Annotated in this window: 17 protein-coding genes; 9 read left to right on the forward strand and 8 right to left on the reverse strand. The window is 64.7% G+C overall.

Annotation, left to right across the window (positions count from 1 at the left end):
- Positions 1-4 precede the first annotated feature (4 nt).
- Positions 5-535, reverse strand: coding sequence for an MbcA/ParS/Xre antitoxin family protein (locus tag D2K64_RS15675; protein ID WP_120009322.1), 531 nt, complete (start codon positions 533-535; stop codon positions 5-7).
- 463 nt (positions 536-998) lie between these two features.
- Between D2K64_RS15675 and D2K64_RS15680 the strand changes: the two genes are divergently transcribed.
- Entirely contained in the window at positions 999-1,310 is a 312-nt protein-coding gene (locus D2K64_RS15680) for a hypothetical protein (protein ID WP_120009323.1), read from the forward strand.
- Positions 1,311-1,457: 147 nt separating this feature from the next.
- On the opposite strand, the gene D2K64_RS15685 is transcribed toward D2K64_RS15680, so the two are convergent.
- The gene (locus D2K64_RS15685) at positions 1,458-2,654 is read right to left on the reverse strand and encodes an acetyl-CoA C-acyltransferase (protein ID WP_202910689.1); all 1,197 of its coding nucleotides are present in this window, start codon (positions 2,652-2,654) and stop codon (positions 1,458-1,460) included.
- A 69-nt stretch (positions 2,655-2,723) separates the two neighbouring features.
- Positions 2,724-3,197: an AAC(3)-I family aminoglycoside N-acetyltransferase gene (locus tag D2K64_RS15690; RefSeq protein ID WP_120009324.1), complete on the reverse strand. Its 474-nt coding sequence runs from the start codon at positions 3,195-3,197 to the stop codon at positions 2,724-2,726.
- A 273-nt stretch (positions 3,198-3,470) separates the two neighbouring features.
- Here D2K64_RS15690 and D2K64_RS15695 point away from each other — a divergent pair, with 273 nt between their 5' ends.
- From D2K64_RS15695 to D2K64_RS15710, 4 genes are read left to right on the forward strand one after another with little or no spacing between them, the layout of a single operon-like run.
- Positions 3,471-4,460 carry a TRAP transporter substrate-binding protein gene (locus tag D2K64_RS15695; RefSeq protein ID WP_120009325.1) on the forward strand — a complete coding sequence of 330 codons (990 nt, stop codon included), beginning with the start codon at positions 3,471-3,473 and terminating at the stop codon, positions 4,458-4,460.
- Between the two features lie 30 nt (positions 4,461-4,490).
- Entirely contained in the window at positions 4,491-5,141 is a 651-nt protein-coding gene (locus D2K64_RS15700) for a cyclase family protein (RefSeq protein ID WP_202910691.1), read from the forward strand.
- Complete coding sequence (locus D2K64_RS15705; protein WP_120009327.1) at positions 5,138-5,647, forward strand: TRAP transporter small permease; 510 nt, start codon at positions 5,138-5,140, stop codon at positions 5,645-5,647. The genes D2K64_RS15700 and D2K64_RS15705 overlap by 4 nt, the downstream gene beginning before the upstream one ends.
- A complete protein-coding gene (locus tag D2K64_RS15710) occupies positions 5,644-6,921 on the forward strand; it encodes a TRAP transporter large permease (protein WP_120009328.1) in 1,278 nt (425 codons plus the stop codon). Before D2K64_RS15705 ends, D2K64_RS15710 begins: the two co-directional genes overlap by 4 nt.
- Positions 6,922-7,114: 193 nt before the next feature.
- On the opposite strand, the gene D2K64_RS15715 is transcribed toward D2K64_RS15710, so the two are convergent.
- Entirely contained in the window at positions 7,115-8,206 is a 1,092-nt protein-coding gene (locus tag D2K64_RS15715; RefSeq protein WP_120009329.1) for an Ldh family oxidoreductase, read from the reverse strand.
- Between the two features lie 102 nt (positions 8,207-8,308).
- Between D2K64_RS15715 and D2K64_RS15720 the strand changes: the two genes are divergently transcribed.
- The gene (locus D2K64_RS15720) at positions 8,309-9,223 is read left to right on the forward strand and encodes a LysR family transcriptional regulator (RefSeq protein WP_120009330.1); all 915 of its coding nucleotides are present in this window, start codon (positions 8,309-8,311) and stop codon (positions 9,221-9,223) included.
- A gap of 20 nt (positions 9,224-9,243) precedes the next feature.
- On the opposite strand, the gene D2K64_RS15725 is transcribed toward D2K64_RS15720, so the two are convergent.
- Both D2K64_RS15725 and asd read right to left on the reverse strand, forming a co-directional pair.
- A complete protein-coding gene (locus tag D2K64_RS15725; RefSeq protein ID WP_238384224.1) occupies positions 9,244-10,257 on the reverse strand; it encodes a Bug family tripartite tricarboxylate transporter substrate binding protein in 1,014 nt (337 codons plus the stop codon).
- A gap of 670 nt (positions 10,258-10,927) precedes the next feature.
- Positions 10,928-11,878: an archaetidylserine decarboxylase gene (asd, locus tag D2K64_RS15730; RefSeq protein ID WP_202910692.1), complete on the reverse strand. Its 951-nt coding sequence runs from the start codon at positions 11,876-11,878 to the stop codon at positions 10,928-10,930.
- Positions 11,879-11,901: 23 nt separating this feature from the next.
- Here asd and D2K64_RS15735 point away from each other — a divergent pair, with 23 nt between their 5' ends.
- Positions 11,902-13,587, forward strand: a complete 1,686-nt coding sequence (locus D2K64_RS15735; protein WP_120009332.1) for an aminotransferase class III-fold pyridoxal phosphate-dependent enzyme — start codon at positions 11,902-11,904, stop codon at positions 13,585-13,587.
- Positions 13,588-13,641: 54 nt separating this feature from the next.
- Here D2K64_RS15735 and D2K64_RS15740 read toward each other — a convergent pair whose 3' ends face one another.
- Both D2K64_RS15740 and D2K64_RS15745 read right to left on the reverse strand, forming a co-directional pair.
- Positions 13,642-14,253: a hypothetical protein gene (locus D2K64_RS15740; RefSeq protein ID WP_120009333.1), complete on the reverse strand. Its 612-nt coding sequence runs from the start codon at positions 14,251-14,253 to the stop codon at positions 13,642-13,644.
- Positions 14,250-14,996 carry a class I SAM-dependent methyltransferase gene (locus D2K64_RS15745; protein WP_202910693.1) on the reverse strand — a complete coding sequence of 249 codons (747 nt, stop codon included), beginning with the start codon at positions 14,994-14,996 and terminating at the stop codon, positions 14,250-14,252. Before D2K64_RS15745 ends, D2K64_RS15740 begins: the two co-directional genes overlap by 4 nt.
- 593 nt (positions 14,997-15,589) lie before the next feature.
- Here D2K64_RS15745 and D2K64_RS15750 point away from each other — a divergent pair.
- Together D2K64_RS15750 and D2K64_RS24465 are read left to right on the forward strand one after the other, a co-directional pair.
- Positions 15,590-18,727 carry an endonuclease/exonuclease/phosphatase family protein gene (locus D2K64_RS15750; RefSeq protein ID WP_120009334.1) on the forward strand — a complete coding sequence of 1,046 codons (3,138 nt, stop codon included), beginning with the start codon at positions 15,590-15,592 and terminating at the stop codon, positions 18,725-18,727.
- 604 nt (positions 18,728-19,331) lie between these two features.
- Entirely contained in the window at positions 19,332-19,475 is a 144-nt protein-coding gene (locus tag D2K64_RS24465) for a hypothetical protein (protein WP_157985881.1), read from the forward strand.
- The last annotated feature ends 1,735 nt before the right edge of the window (positions 19,476-21,210 follow it).

Below are 21,210 nucleotides of genomic sequence, written 5' to 3' on the forward strand. Positions count from 1 at the left end.
TCGCTCAAGAGATGACGAGGTCCTCATCCCTGTATGGTCGGAAATCCCTGTCCAGGTCTGGTACCGCCTCCATGAAGATGCCGCCCCGCGCGGCGTCGAGGAAGCGCCGGACGGTCATGAGTCCGTCCTGCGTGCCGCTGGCCACCAGGTCGAGCGGGGGCCTGCCACCGAAGATGGTTGCTTGGTGAGGAGTCCTGAGCCAGGCAATCCCGTCCCGCTCCTGGCCGTACAGAACGCCAAGGGCCTGATGGATGCCAAGCACGGCCGAGATCCGGGTCAGAATGTCCACGTCCAGAGTGAACTCGCCATGCTCCCGAGCGGTCTTGGCCCATTTATGGAAGGTCGAGCGGGCAGGGCAGCCCAGGATCAGGAGCCTTTGGCCTTCATCGAGGCCCCAGAGATCGGCGATGGCCAGAAAGGTCCGCATCCCCGGCGCACTCAAGCGCTTCCGGTTTTCCGGCAGGAACCGGCTGCGGTCCAGGCGCTCAGGGCCTTGGGCAATGGGCCGGCGCGCAGCAGTGAGGATCTCCGACATGACCGGCCTCCTTTGTCTCCACATGGACTATATCTCAAACTGGACACAGTCAAGAGGTTTGAAATGCGTTGGCGGATCATCCGGCCTCAAGCGGCTGGAGCTGCAGAAAGCACCGGGGATGGGGCACGGACGGGATGAACGGGACCTGCGTATTGCCCGCCTGCCTGGTGGCGAGCACCCCGGCGCGCGGATTGCCGTGCTTTCTCGGCTGGAGCGGGCAAGGGCCTCTTCCGCGGCACGCCGTGCCAAAGTCCCTTCCCCTGCGGCACCACCATCAAGATTCTGGAGAGGCCGGCCTCCAACCGGCACGCTGCCGAAGGCCGGGGATTTCATCAGAGGTGCCGGAGTTGGGCAGAGATCACGATGCGGCCAAATGGCGCAATGCTATTGTTCCTGATTTGTTCATGATGTTAGCTGATCCTGCCGGAGGGGGCTCACAGGGGGATCGCTGAGGTCACATGCCATGTCCGCAACACCTGCTTTCCCGATTGCTCCATCGCTGCCCTGCGTCACCCTGGTGGACACCCTCGACAGTCCGCTGGCGCGGTGGCGGGGCTGGGAGATCCGAACGCGCTGTGCCGATCCCTGTTGCCCACCCAATCGCCTGATTCCGGTGTGCGAGGTGGTGGAGGCGCATGACACGGTGACGGTGCGCGCCATGGCCGGCCAGATGCGCTGCTGTGTCTGCGCCAAGCCGGCGCGCAACGTGGCACTGGTGCGCGACAAGGCCGACGCGCGGATCATCCAGCCGGTGCGGGGCTGTGCTGAACTCTGATGCCCGGCGGCATTCTGAAGCCAGCGGAACAGCAGCCGGGTGTGGCCGGCCCTGACGCGATCAGCGCCGCATGGTCGAACGGCAGCGCGCTCCCGCCGCGCCAGGAAACGGAACCTGTTGCCGGACCATTCCTGAGACCGCTCTGTTTCAGGTGGCGATGTCGATGGCGATCGCGGTGGCCTCACCGCCTCCGATGCACAGCGATGCCATGCCCCGCCGGAGGCCGTACCGCCTGAGAGCCGACAACAGGGTGACCATCACCCGGGCTCCCGATGCGCCGATCGGATGGCCGAGAGCGCAGGCTCCGCCATGCGGGTTGACCTTGTCCTCGGGGAGCGAAAGGTCGCGGATGGCCGCCATGGGCACCACGGCGAAGGCCTCGTTGATCTCAAACAGATCAACCTCCTCTAGCCTCCATCCTGTTCTCTCGGCCAGCTTGCGGATGGCGCCGGTGGGCGCCGTGGTGAACAGGCCGGGCGCCTGGGCATGGGTGGAATGACCAACAATGGTCGCGAGAGGAGCCAGGTTTCGCCTGTCAGCCTCGGAACGACGCATCAGGACCAGCGCGGCCGCGCCATCGGAGATCGATGAGGAATTCGCCGCCGTCACGGTGCCGCCATCGCGGAAGGCCGGCTTCAGCGCGGGGATCTTCTCGAGCCTGGCTTTCGGCGGCTGCTCATCGGCCGCGACCACGTGGTTGCCTTGGCCGGTCCGCACCGTGACCGGCGCGACCTCCGCCGCGAAGGCGCCCTCCGCCATCGCCTTCCGGGCCTTGGTGATGGACGCAGCAGCGAAAGCATCCTGCGCCGCCCGCGTCAGATCATAGGCCTCGGCGCAATCCTCCGCGAAGCTCCCCATCAGGCGCCCCCTGTCATACGCGTCCTCGAGTCCGTCGAGGAACATATGGTCGAGGAGCCGGCCATGGCCCATCCGGTAGCCTCCTCGCGCGCGATCCACGAGATAGGGGGCGTTGCTCATGCTCTCCATGCCGCCGGCGACGACGATCCCGGCCGAGCCGGCCAGAAGCGCGTCATGCGCGATCATCGCCGCCTTCATGCCAGAGCCGCACATCTTGTTGACCGTGGTCGCACCGGCCGAGAGCGGAAGGCCGGCGCCCAGCGCGGCCTGCCGCGCGGGCGCCTGTCCCTGGCCCGCGGACAGCACACAGCCGAGCACCACCTCGTCGACCTGATCAGGCGCCAATCCTGCCCTTGACAGGGCAGCCATGATCGCGGTGCTTCCGAGCTGCGCAGCAGTCACATCTCTGAACTCGCCCTGCAGGCTTCCGATCGGCGTGCGCGCGGCGCCGACGATAACCACGGGATCCCTGGACAACGGGCGCATGACGATGTCTCCTTCTCAAGCCACGGCATGGATCCGCCCGCGCCGTCGCATGCAGGATGGATGCCCGGGCTAGCGGGACCTCGGCTCCACCGCGATGTCGAAATGCAGAACGTCCTCGCGCTTTCCCAGCCTCTCGTACAGCGCGATGGCCGGATCGTCGCCGTGATCAGCCTGGACGTAAACGACCCAGGCGCCGCGATGCGCCGCGATCTCCCGAAGATGCTCGATCAAGCCGGTCGCGATGTGCCGACGCCGGTATGCGGCATCGACGGCGAGATCATAGATGTAGATCTCCCGCCTCATCCTCTCGAACTTGTCGAGCTCATAGGCGACGAGGCCTCCCAGGACCTGTTCGCCTGCCAGCGCCGCCACGACGATGACATGCTCCTTCGCCAGCAGGTCTTCGAGGTAGGTGTCGACTGGCGGCTGGGCACCGTATGTCTCAGGGTCTTCGAACGCTGCGCCGAACAGCGCATTCAGCTTTCGCAGGAGCGGCACATCGGACGGTCCAAGACGGCGAAGATGCGCGAAGGACTGGGGCATCTGCCGAGACTATCCCGGAAGCATCGGCTGAGCCCAGTGCGGCAGCGTCGTCGGCGCTGGATCCGGAAGAAGGGCCGGAACAGGACGATCATCCCAGCTCGCGAAGAGCGGAGCGTATCGGATCCGGGTGAAAAGGCGGAGGAAGAAGCGCTCTTTGCGGAGCGACCGGGCCAGGGCGGCTTCATTTCTGCGCCAGGAGGAGGATAGTTGCGGAATCGGGCAAGCCGGACGGAGACGCCGGGCAGCCGATGAACCGATCGAGAAAGAACAGCCATGACAGAAATCACCCGGCGCGCAGCCATTGCCGCGGCTTTGACAACACCGTTCATCGCTCGGCCGCTCCATGCCCAAGCTATCCGCTTGCGGTTCGCACACCCTCATCCCGCGAGTGACAGCTGGGAAACCGCCGCCCGGCTCTTTGCCGAGCAGGTGAAAGAGCGGACAGGCGGCGCCGTGACCGTCCAGATTTTTGGAAACGGCGTCCTCGGCAGCGACCAGACCATCATCGCCTCGGCCCGGAGCGGCGCCCTGGACATCGCCCTGACCGGCAACCCCTTCTTCACCGGCATGGCGCCGAGGCTGAATGCGCTGGATCTGCCATTCCTGTTCCGCGACCGCCGCCATGTCACGGCCGTGCTGGATGGCGCCATCGGCGACGGGCTGCGCGGAGAACTCGAGCCGCATGGGCTGCATGTGCTGGGATTCTGGGACATCGGCTTCCGCAACGTCACCAATTCCCGCCGACCTGTTCAGGGACCGGCCGACCTGCGCGGCCTGAAGATCCGCACCACGCCGAATCCGGCGCATATCAAGACCTTTCAGCTCCTCGGCGCCAACCCGGCCCCGCTGCCCTTCACCGAATTGTTCACCGCGCTGGAAACCGGGGCGGTCGATGGGCAGGAGAACCCCACGACCCTGATCCGCAACGCGCGGTTCTGGGAGGTGCAGAAGCACCTGAGCCTGACGCGGCATGCCTACACGACCGGCATCCTGGCCATGAGCAAGCGGCGCTTCGAAGCCCTGCCCGCAGCGCAGCAGGAGGCGGTCATGGCGGTTGCCAACAGCATTACCCCGCAGCAGCGCGCCATGAACGAGGCCGCGGACGCCCAGGCCCTGGCCGAGCTGAAGGAGCGCGGCATGGCGGTTGTCGAAGCCCCGGACCGCGACGCCATGGCCGCCATGGTCGCCGAGCCGGTGCGGCGGGATTTCGTGGAACGCTTCGGCAGCGAACTGCCCGACGCCATCGGCAACGCGGCGGCCTGAGGCAGAACCATGCGGATCATCGATCTTTCCATGCCGATCGCGCCTCATTTCCGCTGGCGCACCCAGGTGGCCGCCACAGGGGATATCGCCGCCGGCGACCAGTTCCGCGTGACACGGCTGGACGCCACCTGCCACGGCTTCACCCATGTCGACGCTCAGGCCCACATTCTGGCCGATGCGCCCACGATCGAGCAGACCCCGCTCGATCGGGTTGTTGGGCGCTGCCGCGTGCTGCGGCTGCCGGATGTCGCGCCGGAGGAGGAAATCGGCCCGGAGCGGCTCGCGGCGGCCGACCCTGGTGGCCAGCCCGGCGAGATCCTGTTGCTCGCGGCGGCATGGGACACGCAGCGGGACAGCAACACGCCGGAATTCTGGCGCCACGCGCCCTGGCTGAACCGCCAGGCAGCGGAATGGCTCGCGGCACGGGAGCCGACCGCCGTCGCCTTCGATTTTCCCCAGGATTACCCGATCCGCCTGCTGCTCGATGGGGTGGAGGTACCTTTCAACCAGCACGTTACGCATGATGTGCTGCTGCGCCAGGGCGTGACGTTGATCGAGTATCTGGTGAACACCGCGTCGCTCCGCGAGACGCGTTGCCTGCTCTCGGCGGCGCCGCTGAAGATCCCTTCGGCCGATGGCGCCCCGGCCCGGGTCTTCGCCATCGAGGAGCTTGGGGTATGAGGCGGGCGGCAGACGGCCTGTTCACCTGGATCGAGATGCTGCTGGCGCTGGCACTGGCGGCCATGGTCGCCATGGTGTTCGGCAACGTCGTGCTGCGGTACCTGTTCAATGACGGCATCGTCGCCAGTGAGGAGCTGTCCCGCTTCCTGTTCCTGTGGCTGACCTTTCTCGGCGCCGTAGTGGTACTGCGGCGTGCCGGGCATCTCGGCTTCGATACCTTGGTCCAGTTGCTGCCACGGCGCAGCCGGCTGCTCTGCCGCGCCGTGTCGAGCGGGCTGACGCTCTGCGTCTGCGCGATCTTCCTGTGGGGCGCCTGGCCACAGGCGGTCACCAACATGGACAATGCCTCGCCTGTTTCGGGGCTGCCCCTGGGCTGGGCCTATGCGTCGGCCGTGGCGTCCGGCATCGGCCTGTCGCTGCTGGCCCTGGCCGATCTGATTCTCGCACTGCGGGGCTTAGAGCCGGTCCATAGCCATGAAGGTGAGATGGTGGAACCCGGCGCATGACATTGCTGCTGTTCTCCGCCGTGCTGCTCGGCGCAATGTTTCTCGGCCTGCCGATCGCCTTCGCCCTGATCCTTTCCTCAATCATCCTGATGCTGCAACTCGACGCGTTCGATCCCCAGGCGCTGGCATTGCAGATGATCAACGGCGCCGACAGCTTCGCGCTGCTGGCCGTGCCGTTCTTCATCCTGGCCGGCGAAGCGATGACGGCCGGCGGCCTGTCGCGCCGGCTGGTGGGATTGGGAACTTCGCTGCTCGGCCATGTACGTGGCGGGCTCGGCTACGTCGCGGTGGTTGCGGCGATCTTTCTGGCCTCCGTGTCCGGATCGGCCGTGGCGGATACGGCTGCCCTGGCGGCCGTGCTGATCCCGATGATGCGCGATGCCGGCTACAACGTGCCGCGCGCGTCCGGGCTGATGGCGGCGGGCGGCATCATCGCGCCGGTTATTCCTCCATCCATCGGCTACATCGTGTTCGGGGTGGCAGGCAACGTCTCGATCACGGCGCTGTTCCTGGCCGGCATCGTGCCTGGGATCCTGATGGGGCTGGCGCTGGCGGTTGCCTGGTGGTTCTGCGCCCGCCACGAAGCCGCAGCATTGTTGCCGAGGGCCTCGTGGCCGGAGCGAAGCAAGGCCCTGCGCGATGCGCTGCTGGCACTGGCGCTGCCGCTGATCATCGTCGGCGGATTGCGCTTCGGCCTGTTTACGCCGACGGAGGCTGCCGTGGTGGCAGCCGTTTATGCCCTGTTCGTCGGCATGGCCGTGTACCGCGAATTGCACTGGCGCGACCTGCCGCAGGTGCTGGTGTCGGCCGTCCGCACCTCCTCCGCGGTGATGTTTCTGGTCGCGGCGGCATCGCTGTCGGGATACATGATCACGATCGCCGACATACCGTCCGAGGTACAGGGCTTGCTGGAACCGTTCAGCGGCGATCCCCGGCTCATGATGCTGGCCATCATGGTTCTGGTCGTGATCGTCGGCACGGCGCTGGATTTCGTTCCAACCATCCTGATCCTGACGCCCGTGCTCATGCCTTCCGTGCGCGCGGCCGGCATCGACCCGGTGTATTTCGGTGTTCTCTTCATCATGAACAATGCCATCGGACTGCTGACGCCTCCCGTCGGATCGGTGCTCAACGTGGTCTGCGCCGTTGCGAAAGTGGAGATGGGGCCGGTCATCAGGGGAGTCATGCCCTTCCTGATCGCACAGCTGGTTGTTCTGTTTCTTCTGGTGCTGATGCCGCAGATCGTCACCGGGCCACTGGCATGGCTGCGATGAGCGGGATCGTCTGGTGAGGAAGCGGTGGAACACGTATAACAGCATCATCGATCTGGAACGCTGATGCCGTGCGGAGGGCAGGGAAGGCTTCCCTGCCGCACAGTCACTGCAAGACCTTCCGGCCGGCGGGAGCAATTCCAAGCCCCGCAAGCATAGACACCGAGCGCGGCTTCCGTGGCGTGGAAGCCGCGCTTCATCCGTTGCCCGACCGGGCGTCCTCACCATTAACAAGGGCTGCAGGCCAGCTATCCGGCACCGGCAGCTTCATGCGCATGGCTACCTGCGCGAGATCAGCAAGGGTTTTCGCCGGAAGGTTCAGGCCTTCCCGGCGATGCCGCTCCTCGTTCCGCGCCTCGATCTCGCCCGGATAGAAAACCTCCTCGCATCCCGGAACCCGCGGCACTGCCTTGATCCGCTCGACCATCTGCTCCATCCGCTCCGCGAAGGCGCCGTCGGGTCCGAAGGCCGCGATGTTGAGGGCCAGGAACATATGGCCGCAGCGGCTTCGTTTCTCCGCCTGATAGGGCCCGTGAACCTCGTCGAGGACACCGCTGCCCGACAGCACGCCCGAGAGCACGTCCATCATCACGGAGATGGCGTAGCCCTTGTGCTCCGCCATGGGCTGGATAACGCCCCTGAGCGCCGCCACGGGATCGGTCGTTGCGGCGCCCGTCTCGTCGATGGCCCAGTGGTCGGGAATTGGCTGGTTCTTCTGCCTTGCCAGGAAGATCTTGCCGCGCGCGACAACCGTATTGGCGATGTCCAGCATCATCGGCGCATATCGTCCGGCCGGCGCGGCGATGGACCACGGGTTGTTGCCCACCAGCTTCCGCCGGCCGCCCCAGGGCGCCATGGCGGGGCTGCCGTTGGTGGTGAGCATCCCGATGCAGCCTTCGGCGGCTGCCATGCGGGTGAAATATCCAAGGGCACCGTGGTGGTTCGAATTCCGGACGGAAACGACGCCGACGCCGTGCGCCTTGGCGCGGCGGACCGCATCCAGCATGGCCCGTGCGGCGATCACCTGCCCGACGCCATCTTCGGCATCGAGGACGGAGATGGCGCCCGCATCGACGAGCATGCGCGGCTCCGTTACCGGCCGCATGACGCCGCTGCGCAGCCGGTCGATGTACCAGGGCGCGCGCATGACGCCATGTGAGGAGTGCCCCCAGAGATCGGCCGTGACCAGGGTGTCCGCGACCAGTTGCGCATCCGAAGCGGGAACACCGTTGCTGCGGTATAGGCCGGCGACGAAGTCGGCCAGGGCTTGTGCAGTGACAGAGGTCATCGGGAACATCCTTCATCGGCGACGTGGATCATCAGCGGCGCGGGAGCGGGACACCGCATCGGCCGGGTTCCACGCGGACCCTGCCCGGTATATTCATGCAGGATGGGCATCAATTTCGAGATCCTGGATCTCCGGGCGCTCATGGTCGTGCTGGACCTTCGCAGCTTCGGCCTGGCGGCGGCGCGGCTGAACATGTCGCAACCGGCCCTGAGCCGTCGCATCCAGCGCCTGGAAGAAAGGCTGGGCGGCCCGCTGCTGGAGCGAACAACGCGGCACGTCGCTCCGTCCCCGCTGGGCCAGCAGGTTCTGCCACTGCTCAGGCGGGCCCTGAACGAGATGGAGAATGCGCTCGAGGGCGTCGAGGATCTGGGTGGGCCGGATCGTGGCTGGGTCGTGGTCGCCTGCCTGCAGACAGCGGTGCCGTACTTCATCCCTCCAGCCCTGGCGGCCTTCCGCGTCACCCATCCGCGGGTGCGCGTGCGGATCCTGGACATGACCGCGCAGGAAGCGCTGCAGAGCGTGACCCGTGGCGAAGCTGATTTCGCGATCACCGTGGCCGCCGCGACCGGGGACGCGGAACTGGCGGTTCAACCATTGCTGAAAGATCCCTTCGTCCTCGCCTGCGATGCCACGCACGCACTGGCCCGATGCGGGCGGCTAACCTGGCGAGAGCTGGCCGACCATCCCGTGATCCTCGCGGCGCGGACGAGCGTACACCGCACGATGATCCAGGATGCGCTGGCGCGTACCGGATTGCGGTTGTCCTGGACCTACGAAGTTCTGCATATGTCGAGCGCCTTTCACCTGATCCGTGCCGGACTGGGCGTCTCGGTGCTGCCGCGGATCGCGATGATGTCCGCGAGCCAGGAGAACCTGCGGGCCGTTCCGCTCGTGGACCCGGTGATCCATCGGTCCCTGTCCCTCGTTCAGCGCAGCTCGCGTCCGTTGTCGCCCGCGGCGGAGCAACTCGCCGCCCTCGTGCGGCAGCGCCGCGATGGGGGCGACGAGCAGATCTGAGACGCCGTGACGCCGGCAGGTCAAGCGAGGCCGATATCCTTCAGCACCGCGGTGGTTTCAGCGACCTCCCTGGCCAGGAAGCGGCCAAATGCCTCGCCTGGAAGCCACGCGTCGTCCCATCCGCGCTGTGCCAGGATCTCGCGCCATTCCGGCGTCTCGTGCATCCGCTCCATCAAGCTGACCAGGGCTGCTTTTTGCGGAGCGCTCAGGCCGGGCGCACAGAAAACACCGCGCCAGGTGGGGAGGGCCACATCCACGCCGCTCTCCTTCAGGGTCGGGACGTCCGGGCCGACGCGCCGCTCACCCGTGGTGGCGAGCGCGCGCAGCCGACCGGCCCGGATCTGCTCACCGAACTCCGAGATGCCGGAGATGGCTGCCACCACCTGGCCGCCGAGAACGGCTGCCTGGGCCGGGCCGCCACCGGAGTAAGCGACGTAGGAGGCTTCGCGCGCCGAGCGCCCCAGGGCCTTGAGCATCAGCCCGAGCGTGATGTGCTCGGTGCCGCCAGCCGAGCCACCCGCCACCGACACGGCGCCGGGATTGCTCTTCAGGCGGTCCAGCAGGCCACGGATGTCGGTGATGGGAGAATCCGGGGGCACCACCAGAACGCTGACCTCCTCGGTCAGGCGGGCAACCGGCGCAACGTCCAGAACACCGGCTGCGGACTTGTTGGCGATGGCGGCCCCCACCATGACGCTGCCGGCCACCATCAGTCCTTCCGGCCGATTGCGATACTGCGTGAGGAAGCGGGGCAAACCAACGGTGCCGCCGGCTCCGCCGACATTCTCCACCTGAACGGCATCAACAAGACCCGCGCGGCGGACCACATGCTCGATGGCCCGCCCCAATCCATCCCAGCCGCCACCCGGATTGGCCGGAATAAACAGCCTCAGCGAAGGGTACAGCGCTTCGGCCCTCGCCGCAGCGCCGCCCGGTGCCACGGCCAAGGATGTCAGGGCGAGAGCAGCTTGCAACATCTGCCTGCGGTTGTTCATGGACGTTTCCATCTTTTCGATCCGGCCGCCGCTTCGCACCGGCAGGGCAATCGAGGGACGACAGGAGGAGATCTGCAGAGCTTCGGGAACAAGCTATAGGTCCAGAGCGACCATCCCGATAAATGCATCTGTTCGCGGATTGATGCGTCTCGTGCATCAATGCAATGGCCCTGAGCCGGCGGAGTGGGATCTCCCGGCAGCATCCGGAAGATGGCTCTGCCTCCTGCAGGGAGCGCCAATCCCGAAGCTGCAAGACGGTCCATTCAGCGGTCGTTCCGGCGGCGGTCCGCGCCGGCTTCCCCGGGCTGGATGAAGCCAGACCTTACACCACCTCGTTCAGCATGCAGAACTCTAGAGATGGACACGCCTGGGCACGACGGAGCCATGACGGGCACGGCATCCGCTCATCTCCACTTCGCCCGGCCTGCGGACAGGGGCGCACCGCTTCCGCATGCCGTGCGGAGGCAAGATCCTCCTTCGCAGGGAGCGGTCGATCCAACCCACAGGTTCCGCTCGGCTGGACATCGGCGGCACCGGCTTCCGTTCCTCGTGCCGCTCAAGAGGAACCGGGCCGCCGTTACAACCATTCGATGTCACGGATCCGTCCGCCTGCGGTCATCATAACTTTATGGGGGCGTGCCATAGACCCAGCATAACGACCAGCCGCAGGCATCCAGCAGAAGGATCTCTGTTTGCGCAACAGCCCATCTTACTGACGAGCCTGGTCGGGAGCTGAACCTGCATGATCCTGCACTTCGGAAGCGTCCCGAACTTCCATGTGGGCCTCAGGTAGGTGCAACAGTGGCTGCCCGGCACGGATCGTGGTGTTCTGATGCACCTCCGCGCACAACCGGAAGCCGGCCGGCGCGAAGAGCACGATGGTCGAGCCGTGCTGAAACCATCCCATCTCGTCACCTTTGCGCAGCGGAACGTCGCAGGGGATGCGACGTGGGCCGGCCTTGCGCAGGTCCAGCACAGCACTCAGGAAGGAAAGGCGTATGCTGGCCACCAGGATGGCCGCCACGGGCACCATCGCGATCGCATGGCCCGTACCCGCAAGACGCGCGTGGATCGGCGCGCGTTCATTCTTGCAGAACAGCCGCTCGATCCGCTCCAGCGCGATGGGATTCACGTTCCAGGTGTCGCCAGAAATGTAGGTGACAGTTTCCACGACCAGATCATGTGGCGCGTGAAAGCGATGGTACATGCTGGAGGTCAGCCGCAGGGTGACGTATTGTCCGCCCTCATAGCGGGCGGCCTCGGCCTCGCTGCCCAGCAGGTCGCGCAGCGGATAGGGGAAGCCCTTGATCTGCAGGGCCTGACCGCGCGCAACCGTGCCGAAGGCACCAACAATCGCGTCACAGGGGCTGACCAGCAGCAGGGGATCAGGATCGGCTGCGCGTGCTCCCTCCTTCAATTGGCGGATGAAGCAGTCATGCAGACTTCGGAAATGGGTTTTCCGGGCGTCACTGAGGTCAAGATCCGCGAAGAGCCGCCAGACCCCGATCGAGAGGTCCCGCACGAAGGGTTGCTCGATCTGGCTCAGCCAGCCGATGAACCGCGTCGCCAGCCGCCGCGGAATGCGGTTCGTGAGCAGGAAGTTGATATCTTCCTGCTGCGCCACCCGCGCGAGTGTGGAGCGGAGTGTCGGCATCGGCATCAGCCTTTCCAAAGGACATACGCATGTTGATCACGGGTTTCGGCACGATCGCCTCCTATGCGGCAGGTGCCGGGGTGCTGACCGCGCTGCTCACCAGGGGTCGTGCCCGCCTCGCTTTGTCCCGCGCGAAGCACCGCTCCCTCACCGGGCATTCCCGGATGGCCCGTCGCGTCGCGTCGCTGATCCCCTTCTACGAATTCGGGGAAGACCGCTTCTTCGACTCGGACGGAGCCGCGGAGGAGGTGGTTGCGCGGCGGCGCGAGGCCTTCTATCGCCTTGCCGCCCTTTATCGCGACCGTTTTCCGCGCACCGCAGCGTTGACGGAGAAGGCGAAGGAAGGCCTGTCGGACCTGCAGTTCACCTCGGCCTATCGCGTTCCCTTCCAGTACAGTCGATTCCTGCGCCGGCACCTCACGGGAGGCTCCTTTCTCGCTTCCTCCGGCGGCACCACGGTGACCGACCTGGACGGCAACAGCTTCTACGATCTGACCGGGTCCTACGGCGTGAATCTGCTGGGCCAAGACTTCTACAAGGAATGCATCGAGGAAGGCGCCGCCCGCGTGCGCGAGCTCGGTCCGGTTCTCGGCGCCTATCATCCCGTGGTGGCGGAGAACGTCGTATTGCTCCAGCAGATCTCCGGGCTGAATGAGGTGTCTTTCCACATGTCCGGCACCGAGGCGGTGATGCAGGCGGTTCGGCTGGCCCGCTACCACACCAGGCGTTCGCATCTTGTCCACTTTGCGGGCGCTTACCATGGCTGGTGGGGCGACGTGCAGCCCGGCATCGGCAACCCGGCTCCAGCGCACGAGACCTACACCCTCTCCGAGATGTCGGAGCGAACCCTGCACGTGCTCCGCACGCGAAGCGATATCGCCTGCGTCCTCGTCAACCCGCTCCAGGCGCTGCACCCGAACATGGGCGCCCCGGCGGATTCCTCCCTGGTGGGGAGCGCCCGACGCGCGAACTACGATCGCGCCGCTTATACCGAATGGCTCCGCCGCTTGCGTGAAGTTTGCACGGAACGCGGCATCGTGCTGATCTTCGACGAAATCTTTGTCGGCTTCCGCCTTGCTCCGGGCGGCGCGCAGGACTATTTCGGCGTCCGGGCCGACCTTGTCACCTATGGGAAAACGCTGGGTGGAGGCCTGCCAATCGGCGTGCTTTGCGGCCGCCGTGAATTGATGCGGCGCTTCCGGGACGACAACCCTGTGGATGTCTGTTTTGCCCGCGGGACGTTCAATTCTCATCCTTATGTGATGGGCACCATGAATGCCTTCCTGCGGCAATTGAAAGATCCCGGCATTCAGTCGCTCTACGAAGGGCTGGAGGAGCGCTGGAATGGGCGCGCCGAGGAACTCAACCGCCGCCTCGCGGCGGGCGGGCTGCCGGTGCAAGTAGCCAATTTGTCGACGATCTGGACCGTTCTCTACACGCGGCCATCGCGCTATAACTGGATGCTGCAATATTACCTCAGGGCGGAAGGTCTCGCGCTGAGTTGGGTGGGCACCGGACGTCTGATTTTCAGCCTGAACTACACCGACCGTGATTTCGTCGTGGTGATGGATCGCTTCCTGGCGGCAGCGGCAGCCATGGAGCGCGACGGTTGGTGGGCGGGCCCAGCCACGACGGACAAAGCAATCCGACGCCAGATCCTTAGGGAGATGTTCCGTCACCGGCGTGGCCGGAAGCAGCGATCCAGCGCAGCCTGAGGCGCGCCGAACCCGGCCGGGTGAGCCGCATGCCACTTCCAATCGAATGGTGCCTCAGCGGGGATGCTCGCGCGCGATCGTCGGATCGATCAATTCACCCTTGAGCAGATAGCCCGGCGCGCGGTGATACAGCTTGATGTCGTGAAACGGGTCCGTGATGATCTTCGTTGCCCAGACCAGCGCCGTCTGCAGATCCTGAATGAAGAAAAGTTGAACCATCCGGAACAACAACCCGGCCACGGCAAGGAAGAGCCAGAGGTAGCCCATGTGCCGCACGAATTCGCCGGCCGTTTCATGAGGTCGCACTGTGCCGAGCAAAGAAGGATCCACCACCAGCAGCAATGGCGACAGCAGCCACAACGACATCAGGACGATCTTGCGGTAGAGGTTGTAGCCAACCTTGATTTCCTCCTTGTGCTCATGCGTCGCCTGATTGGCCTCATCATATCCCTTTGGCTCAAAGAACAAATGCCCGATCTGCCGGCTGGTCATGGCCACCAGCCATCCGATCAGCGCTGCGATCGCCGGATCCTTGAACACCATGAGATACGCAAGGATGAAGCTGAGCGCACTGACCAGGTGGAGGCTCTGGTTGACGCGACTGTGGTGGTAGTAGCGATGATCGTCCCAGCGCTGCTCCCGCAGGTGCTCAACGAAGCCGTTCATGGCAATTCCCCCTCAGGTGACAGGACCGGATGCGGCGCTGTCGTCCGCATGGCCTTGAACGTCGATGGATCATGTTTCGCCGGGCTGCCCTGTTTCATGCCCCGTTCGGCTTTCACAAAGCGGACCAGTGAGAAGTGGCCCAGCGGGGGCAGGGGGCGGCGCTCGATCAAACGCGCGTCCGGTGCGCCGGCCGCCCAATCCGCATAACGCCGCCAGGGGAATTCAGTGCGCCAACCGAGCTTACTCGTCACGGGCATGAGCCAACGCTCGATGGTGCCGCGAACCCCGGTTTCTGCGCCGACCCGGGTGGTGATCACGATCTCCCCGCCCGGCCTGACGACCCGGAGGAACTCGTCAAGCGCCCGCTCCGGGTTGGGCACCGCCGTCACGACATATTGGGCCACCACGACGTCGAAGGCGGCGTCCGGGAAAGCCAGCCGCTCGGCGTCCATCACGGCGAGACCGCCGACGTGGCCGAGGCGCTGCCGGTTGACGCGGCCCCGAGCCTTCCAGAGCATCGGGGCCGAAATGTCCATCCCGAAGATCGTGTTGTCCCGCCGATAGCCGGAGAGCGACAGGCCCGTGCCAACGCCGACCTCGAGCATCCGTCCGCCGATTCGCTCGGCGGCCTCGGTCGCGGCGCGGCGCCCTTCTCGGAAGACCGGTCCGAAGACCATGTCGTAGATCGGCGCCCAGCGGTCATACGCCAGGGCGACGGTATCTGCTTGGTGCTTCTCCGGCACGTCATGGTTCCTCACCGTTCCGCCAGCCTCGCTGACCCTGCGACAAGATCGTTTCTGCTACTGGATGTTGCTGGCGGCGGCCGCGTTATGCTGCCGCTGAAGCTACCCGCTGTAAGCCGCGAGGAAAACGTCATGGAAGGACCACTCCAGCCAACCGTTCCGGCATGGGCCACGAAGTGTCACAAATCTGGATCGCCTTCTAGCAACGAAATTTAGGCAGTTTCATTGCGGACGGATGACGCTGCTGATGCGGCGGAGCTGAACAGGGAACCACCCGCCCAGACGGGCAGACGATCCTGTTGACATGGGCCGCCCATGCCTCACAGCCGCCGCGTCGGACCTCCGATACGGCCGAACGTCGACGCTCCGGCGCGTCGCCATCCGCACCGGCAGGATCGTTTCTGCCAGGCGGCAGGGGAAATCCTTTCGTGACAGCATTGACGTTGTCAGCCGACTGCCTCGCCAAGCGCTTCACCTCGCCGACGGTCACGCCCCGCACTCCTTCCGGAGCATGATCCCTTGTCATGGCACGATCATTTTTCGTGCGCCGCTCCGGCTGATACTGAATCTGGCTGAATTCGCGGGAGGGACATATGGCCTGGATCAACGAACTGCATTACGACAATGACGGCGTAGACTCCGGAGAGTTTGTCGAGATCGCCGGTGCCGCTGGAACCGATCTCACCGGGTGGAGCCTTGTTCTTTACAACGGTTCGAACGGCCAGTCCTATAATTCCCGCACCTTGTCTGGCACCATCGCGGACCAGCAGGGTGGCTTCGGGACCTTGGTTGTGAACTATCCGGCCAATGGCATCCAGAATGGCGATGCCGATGCCGTCGCGCTGGTCAATGCCGCCGGACAGGTGGTCCAATTTCTGAGCTACGAGGGCAGCATCACAGCCACGAATGGTCCCGCTGCAGGTCTGACCAGCACCGACATCGGTGTTCAGGAAACCGGCGCCGTGCCGACGGGCGAGTCGCTCCAGCTTGCCGGAATCGGAGATGAATACGCCGAGTTCACCTGGAGTGCTTCGGCCGGCAACACGCCCGGCTCGCCCAATATTCGGCAGACGCTCTCTTCCTCGGGTGATTCCGGCGGCGAGGAGCCGGACGAGCCCGAAGCCCCGACGACCACCGAAATCTACACCATTCAGGGAAACGAGCAGCGCTCCGGCTTGGAAGACCAGGTGGTCACGACACGGGGGATCGTCACCGCTGTCGACACCAATGGCGGCCGCGGCTTCTACATCCAGTCGGCCATCGGCGATGGCGATGACGCCACCTCAGATGCTGTCTTTGTGTTCACCAATGCGGCCCCCACCGTGCAGGTGGGGCAGCTGGTGGAGGTGACCGGCACTGTCGACGAATACCTTCCCTCCGGCGCCGCGCGGGGCAGCCTGCCGACCACCCAGATCGCCGCGACGACCTCCGGTGCCTACAACGTGGTCGATGGTGATCCCGATGCGAGCATCGCCCCGACGCTGATCGGCGGGACTGACGGCCGCCTGCCGCCGACGGAGGACCTCGCCGCTGGCGCTGCCTTCTTCGAGAGCCTGGAAGGCATGCTCGTAACCCTGAAGGCGCCGACTGCCGTCTCCCCGACCAGCGGCTTCGGCGAGATCTACACTGCCGTTGCCGGCCCGGATGGCCAACCCTTCGGCACCGGCTTCTCCGCCCGCGGAACCCTCAACATCGACGGAGGAGCCTCCGATTTCGGCGACACCAACACGGCGGGCGGCGACTTCAATCCGGAACGTTTCCAGATCGATCCGGATACCGGCGTGCTGCCCGGCTTCGAAGCGCCCGCAGTCGATGTGGGCGCGCGGCTCGGCGACGTGACGGGTGTCGTCAACTATGATTTTGGACAATACCAAGTAGTGCCGACCCAGGCCGTCACCGTCACGGCCGAGAGCACGCTGGAGCGCGAAACCACGCAGCTTACCGGCGCCTCCGCCAGCATGACGGTGGCCACCTACAACGCCGAGAACCTCGATCCAGGCGATGGTGCCGCCCGGTTCAGCATCATCGCGGCTGAGATCCTGAACAATCTCGGCGCCCCGGACATCGTGGCGCTGCAGGAGGTGCAGGATAATGACGGCCCCGGCAATACGGACGTCACCTCCGCCGCGGAAACGCTAGGGCTGCTCGTCGCGGCGTTGAATGAAGCCGCGCCTGAGGGTGTCGAGTACGCCTTTGCCGACAATCCCTTCGTCAATGATGACGCGGTTGGCGGCGAGCCGGGCGGCAATATCCGCAATGCTTTCCTGTACCGGACCGACCGCGTGGACTTGGTGGAGGGTTCGCTCCGCACCGTCGCCGCCGATGGCAGCGCCATCACCGAGCCGGGCAGCTACGACGAGCAGGCGGCGAATCCCGACAACCCATTCTACGAATCGCGCGTGCCGCTCGCCGCCGACTTCACCTTCCGGGGCGATACGGTCACCGTCCTGAGCAACCACTTCACCTCCAAGGGCGGCAGCGGCGCGCTGCTGAACGAGGAACAGCCGCCCTTCAACGGCGGTGAAGTGCAGCGGGCCGCCCAGGCGCAGGCTGTGAATAACTTCGTTGATGGCCTGCTCGCCTCGGATGGCGGTGCCCGGATCGTGGTCGCTGGCGACCTTAACGACTTTGAGTTCGAGGAGCCGCTCGACGTTCTCGAAGGTCTTGCCCGGATCGAGGGCTATGACGTGCCCGCCGATGACCCGATCGCCGCCACGGCAACCCTCATCCCGGGCGGCGAGAGGGTGTTGTTCGATCAGGTCGAGACATTGCCTGACGACGAGCGTTACGGCTACGTCTTCGACGGCAATTCGCAGGCGCTCGACCACATCCTGGTCAGCGCGTCCCTGCGGGCGGTAACAGAATACGACATCGTCCACATCAATGCGGAATTCGCGGATCAGACCAGCGATCATGATCCGTCCGTCGTGCGGTTGTCGATCGGCGGCGGTTCCGGAAACCCGGGCGGCACGCCGGGCGCCACCACCGGCAATGACAATCTACGTGGCACCGAGCGCAATGACCGGCTGGACGCCCTCGCCGGCAACGACTCGCTCAATGGTCTGGGCGGCAATGACAAATTGTTCGGCGGTCCGGGCAACGACATCCTGCGGGGCGCCGCCGGAAACGACCTGCTGGATGGTGGGGAGGGCAGCGACACCGCGGACTACGTGCTGGCCACCCGGTCCGTGGTGATCGACCTTGCCGCGAAGCGTGCCAGCCAGGACGGCCAGGGCGGTCACGACAGGCTGGAGGGCATCGAGAATATCGTCGGCGGCGCGGGCAACGATACCATTCGCGGTGACGCGGGTGCCAACCGCCTGGTCGGCGGCGCTGGCAACGACGCCATCAACGGGATGGGAGGCAAGGATGCCATCAATGGCGGCGACGGGCGCGACACGCTGCGCGGCGGGCTTGGCCAGGATAGCTTGGTGGGCGGCGGCGGCAACGACACCTTTTCTATCTTCGCCGCCGACCTCGCGGATGGCACCGTCGACACCATCCAGGACTTCGAAGGTGCAGGCCTGCGGTATGCGGCCACCGGTACGGACATCATCCGCTTCGAAGGCTTCAACGACGATGCGCATCTGAGGGTCGCATCGGTTTCGCCTGACAATCATCTCTATCTCTACAACATCGTTGATGACAGCGGTACGGTAGGGCGTTTCTACCTCGTCTCAGACACTGCAGTGCCGCTGAACGAAGGTGCAAGCGACTACATCTTCGCCTGATGGATGCTCGCCACCTTCGCAACCGCCCCTGCTGCTGAAAGTCCGTACCTTTGCTGCCCGGCAGCTGATTGTGCCGGGCGTGCCGGAGTATCCTCGGATCGCATGACGGTGAACGGGCCTGGAGCAACGCCGGCGAAAGATATCCGCCGTGGCCTACCAGGCCGTGGCGGCGTCGCTTGCCGCTCGATGGGGCAGGGGTGGAGTGGAAAAGATTGTGCCGGCCCACAGGCATCGCTCATCGGTTCGAAGCGGAGCTGCCGAACTCGCGTGTATCGCCGACCCTGCTTCGACCTGGACAGACCCGGGCAGGTCGGACCTGCGTTCAGTTTGAACCACAGGAATGGCCAGGAGAATGATCTACGTCAGCTTCCAGGGCGACAGCGAGTCGAGCTGCTTGTTCCCTCGCTCTGCTCCCGCCATACGAGTCGGTAACGAGGCTGGCCCAGATCCTGGCATGAGCATGCATCAGTCCAGGCGCGGCATCCATCAACGCGCACGCGATCGGTGGCTGTAAGGCGTTTATATATCCACTTCATCCTAGCGACGTTATCTGCACTCTAACAACGCTGCGGCTCCCGAACGCCCACGGGTGATGGAGAATGCCATGCGCGATCTGCATGCCAAGAAAGCCGCCGAACCAATGCAGGATATGTTGGTCTGGAGAGGTGCGGAGGCCCGCACTATCGAACTGAAGGCCATGTCCGACAAAGGCTACAGCTTCACTGTGGAACATCCGACCCATCGGTAGTGTCTCAGGCCGAGATCGGCGCATCGGTTGTGCTGACGCTGGACTTCGGCGCGCTCGGCCATTCCGGTATCCGCATCAGGGCTACCCACGCCGAAGGCTAAGCCGTGGAAGATTACTTCCGCGTCCGTGTCGCCGGGGAAAACGCCTATTCTATGACATGACGCATGTGGCTCGTCGACAACAAGGGTGCACGCAACATCCGTTCGTCAGCCATGTCGCGGACATCACGGACGACAACCTGCCGGAGCAGTGGGTCATTGCCGAGACGGCGCTGGGGATCTTGGGTGGCAAGATCCCGTACTCGCTGTTGCCCGGCAAACATCGCGATCGCGGGCGGCGATCAGGGCCTGACGGATCGCGACGGCGACGGGCTGGCCACTGTGACGCTGGATGACAGCGCCTCGATCACACCAGGCGGCCCAGCCACGCTGCGCTGAATAGGGGCCGACGGTGCGATGGCTCCGGACCAGCTTGGCCGGGAGCATGCGAACGGATTGCTGCTGGAGTTTGACCAGGGCAGTGTGCTGCTGGTCGGCGTCTTCTCGATCGGCAGCGCGTTGATCGCTTAGCGGCTTCAGCCAAGCGTTGGTCGCATCTGTTTCGTGAATCTTACAGACCGGTGTGATCGGATCCGGCCAGGAGCTGCCTGTTACAGCGAACCTCCGGCACTGATTCGCCGAGGCGGAATAGCGAAGGTTCGGCCGCGAGCTGTACCTTCGCCACTTGTCCAAGGCCTGCAGAGTGAACCGGATCTTGCGTCTCTTTGTGGCAGCAGAGAAGTGCCGTCCGTCTCATTTCCCCGCAACGCTTTGAATCTGAAGGTGTTCGCGAAAAGCATGTCGCCATATCCATGACGGCGTGCTCTGCGATGTCCTGTGGTGCCGCCGGCGCAACACTGTCGCATGCCCGATCAAGATCCGTTGTAAGATTTCAGCCAGATATCAAAATTGCCAGGGAAAGGCTGAACCGCCAGCTTAGCAGCCGACTACCCTGCAACCGGTCCTTGGTGAGACACGAGCCGTCGTGGACGCAAAGCCCTTAAAATTTTCTCAGGTCTGCGTCACAGGATCAGAGGTCGCGAGAACTGCTTGTTGAACTCTCTTCACGGCTGTGAGCCTTGTTGAATCATCGACCTATACGGGCGTCGCTCGCCGGCCATACGAGGTTCTGAAGTGGTGACGCAAGCTTGGCGGGCCTGCCTGCTTACAAAAGTCAGACAGGAATAGTAGACGCGCTCAAAGCTTGAACAGTGGTGTGGCGCCTGAACCCAGGTCTTCAAGGCAGAAACTGGATGCACTCGCCAGCCGTCGCGGATGCCTCGAAAGTTCTCATAAAAGAACCTAAACTTAACCGCTGCTCACGGGTTCTTTCACCGACGCCGCAATGAGGTCCGTCAACTTTAGGCTGTGCCCGAAGGGTCGATCCGATGATCGCCATCCTGATCTCGTATGGATTTCAGCGTGCCAGATCGGGAGATCAATCGCTGTTCAGTCTGCATTCGATGCAGAAGCGTTGCTGAGAGGGCTGTGGTCGATGCTTCGGGTATGACGGGTTAGTACAGCGGCAGTGGCTTGACGATGGAAGTTTATCTCAGTGCGTTTGCCTGACTGCGTCGGCGAAGCCTCGTCATCGCGTCAGGCGACCTGATCCAAGCCCCGGCATTCGATAATGACTGCTGGCTGGCCAGCATGATCGAGGAAGAAGCAGCATGATCAATCAAGGTTCTTCGGCGGGG

The sequence above is a fragment of the Teichococcus vastitatis genome, assembly GCF_003604215.1.
GTDB classification, from domain to species: domain Bacteria; phylum Pseudomonadota; class Alphaproteobacteria; order Acetobacterales; family Acetobacteraceae; genus Pseudoroseomonas; species Pseudoroseomonas vastitatis.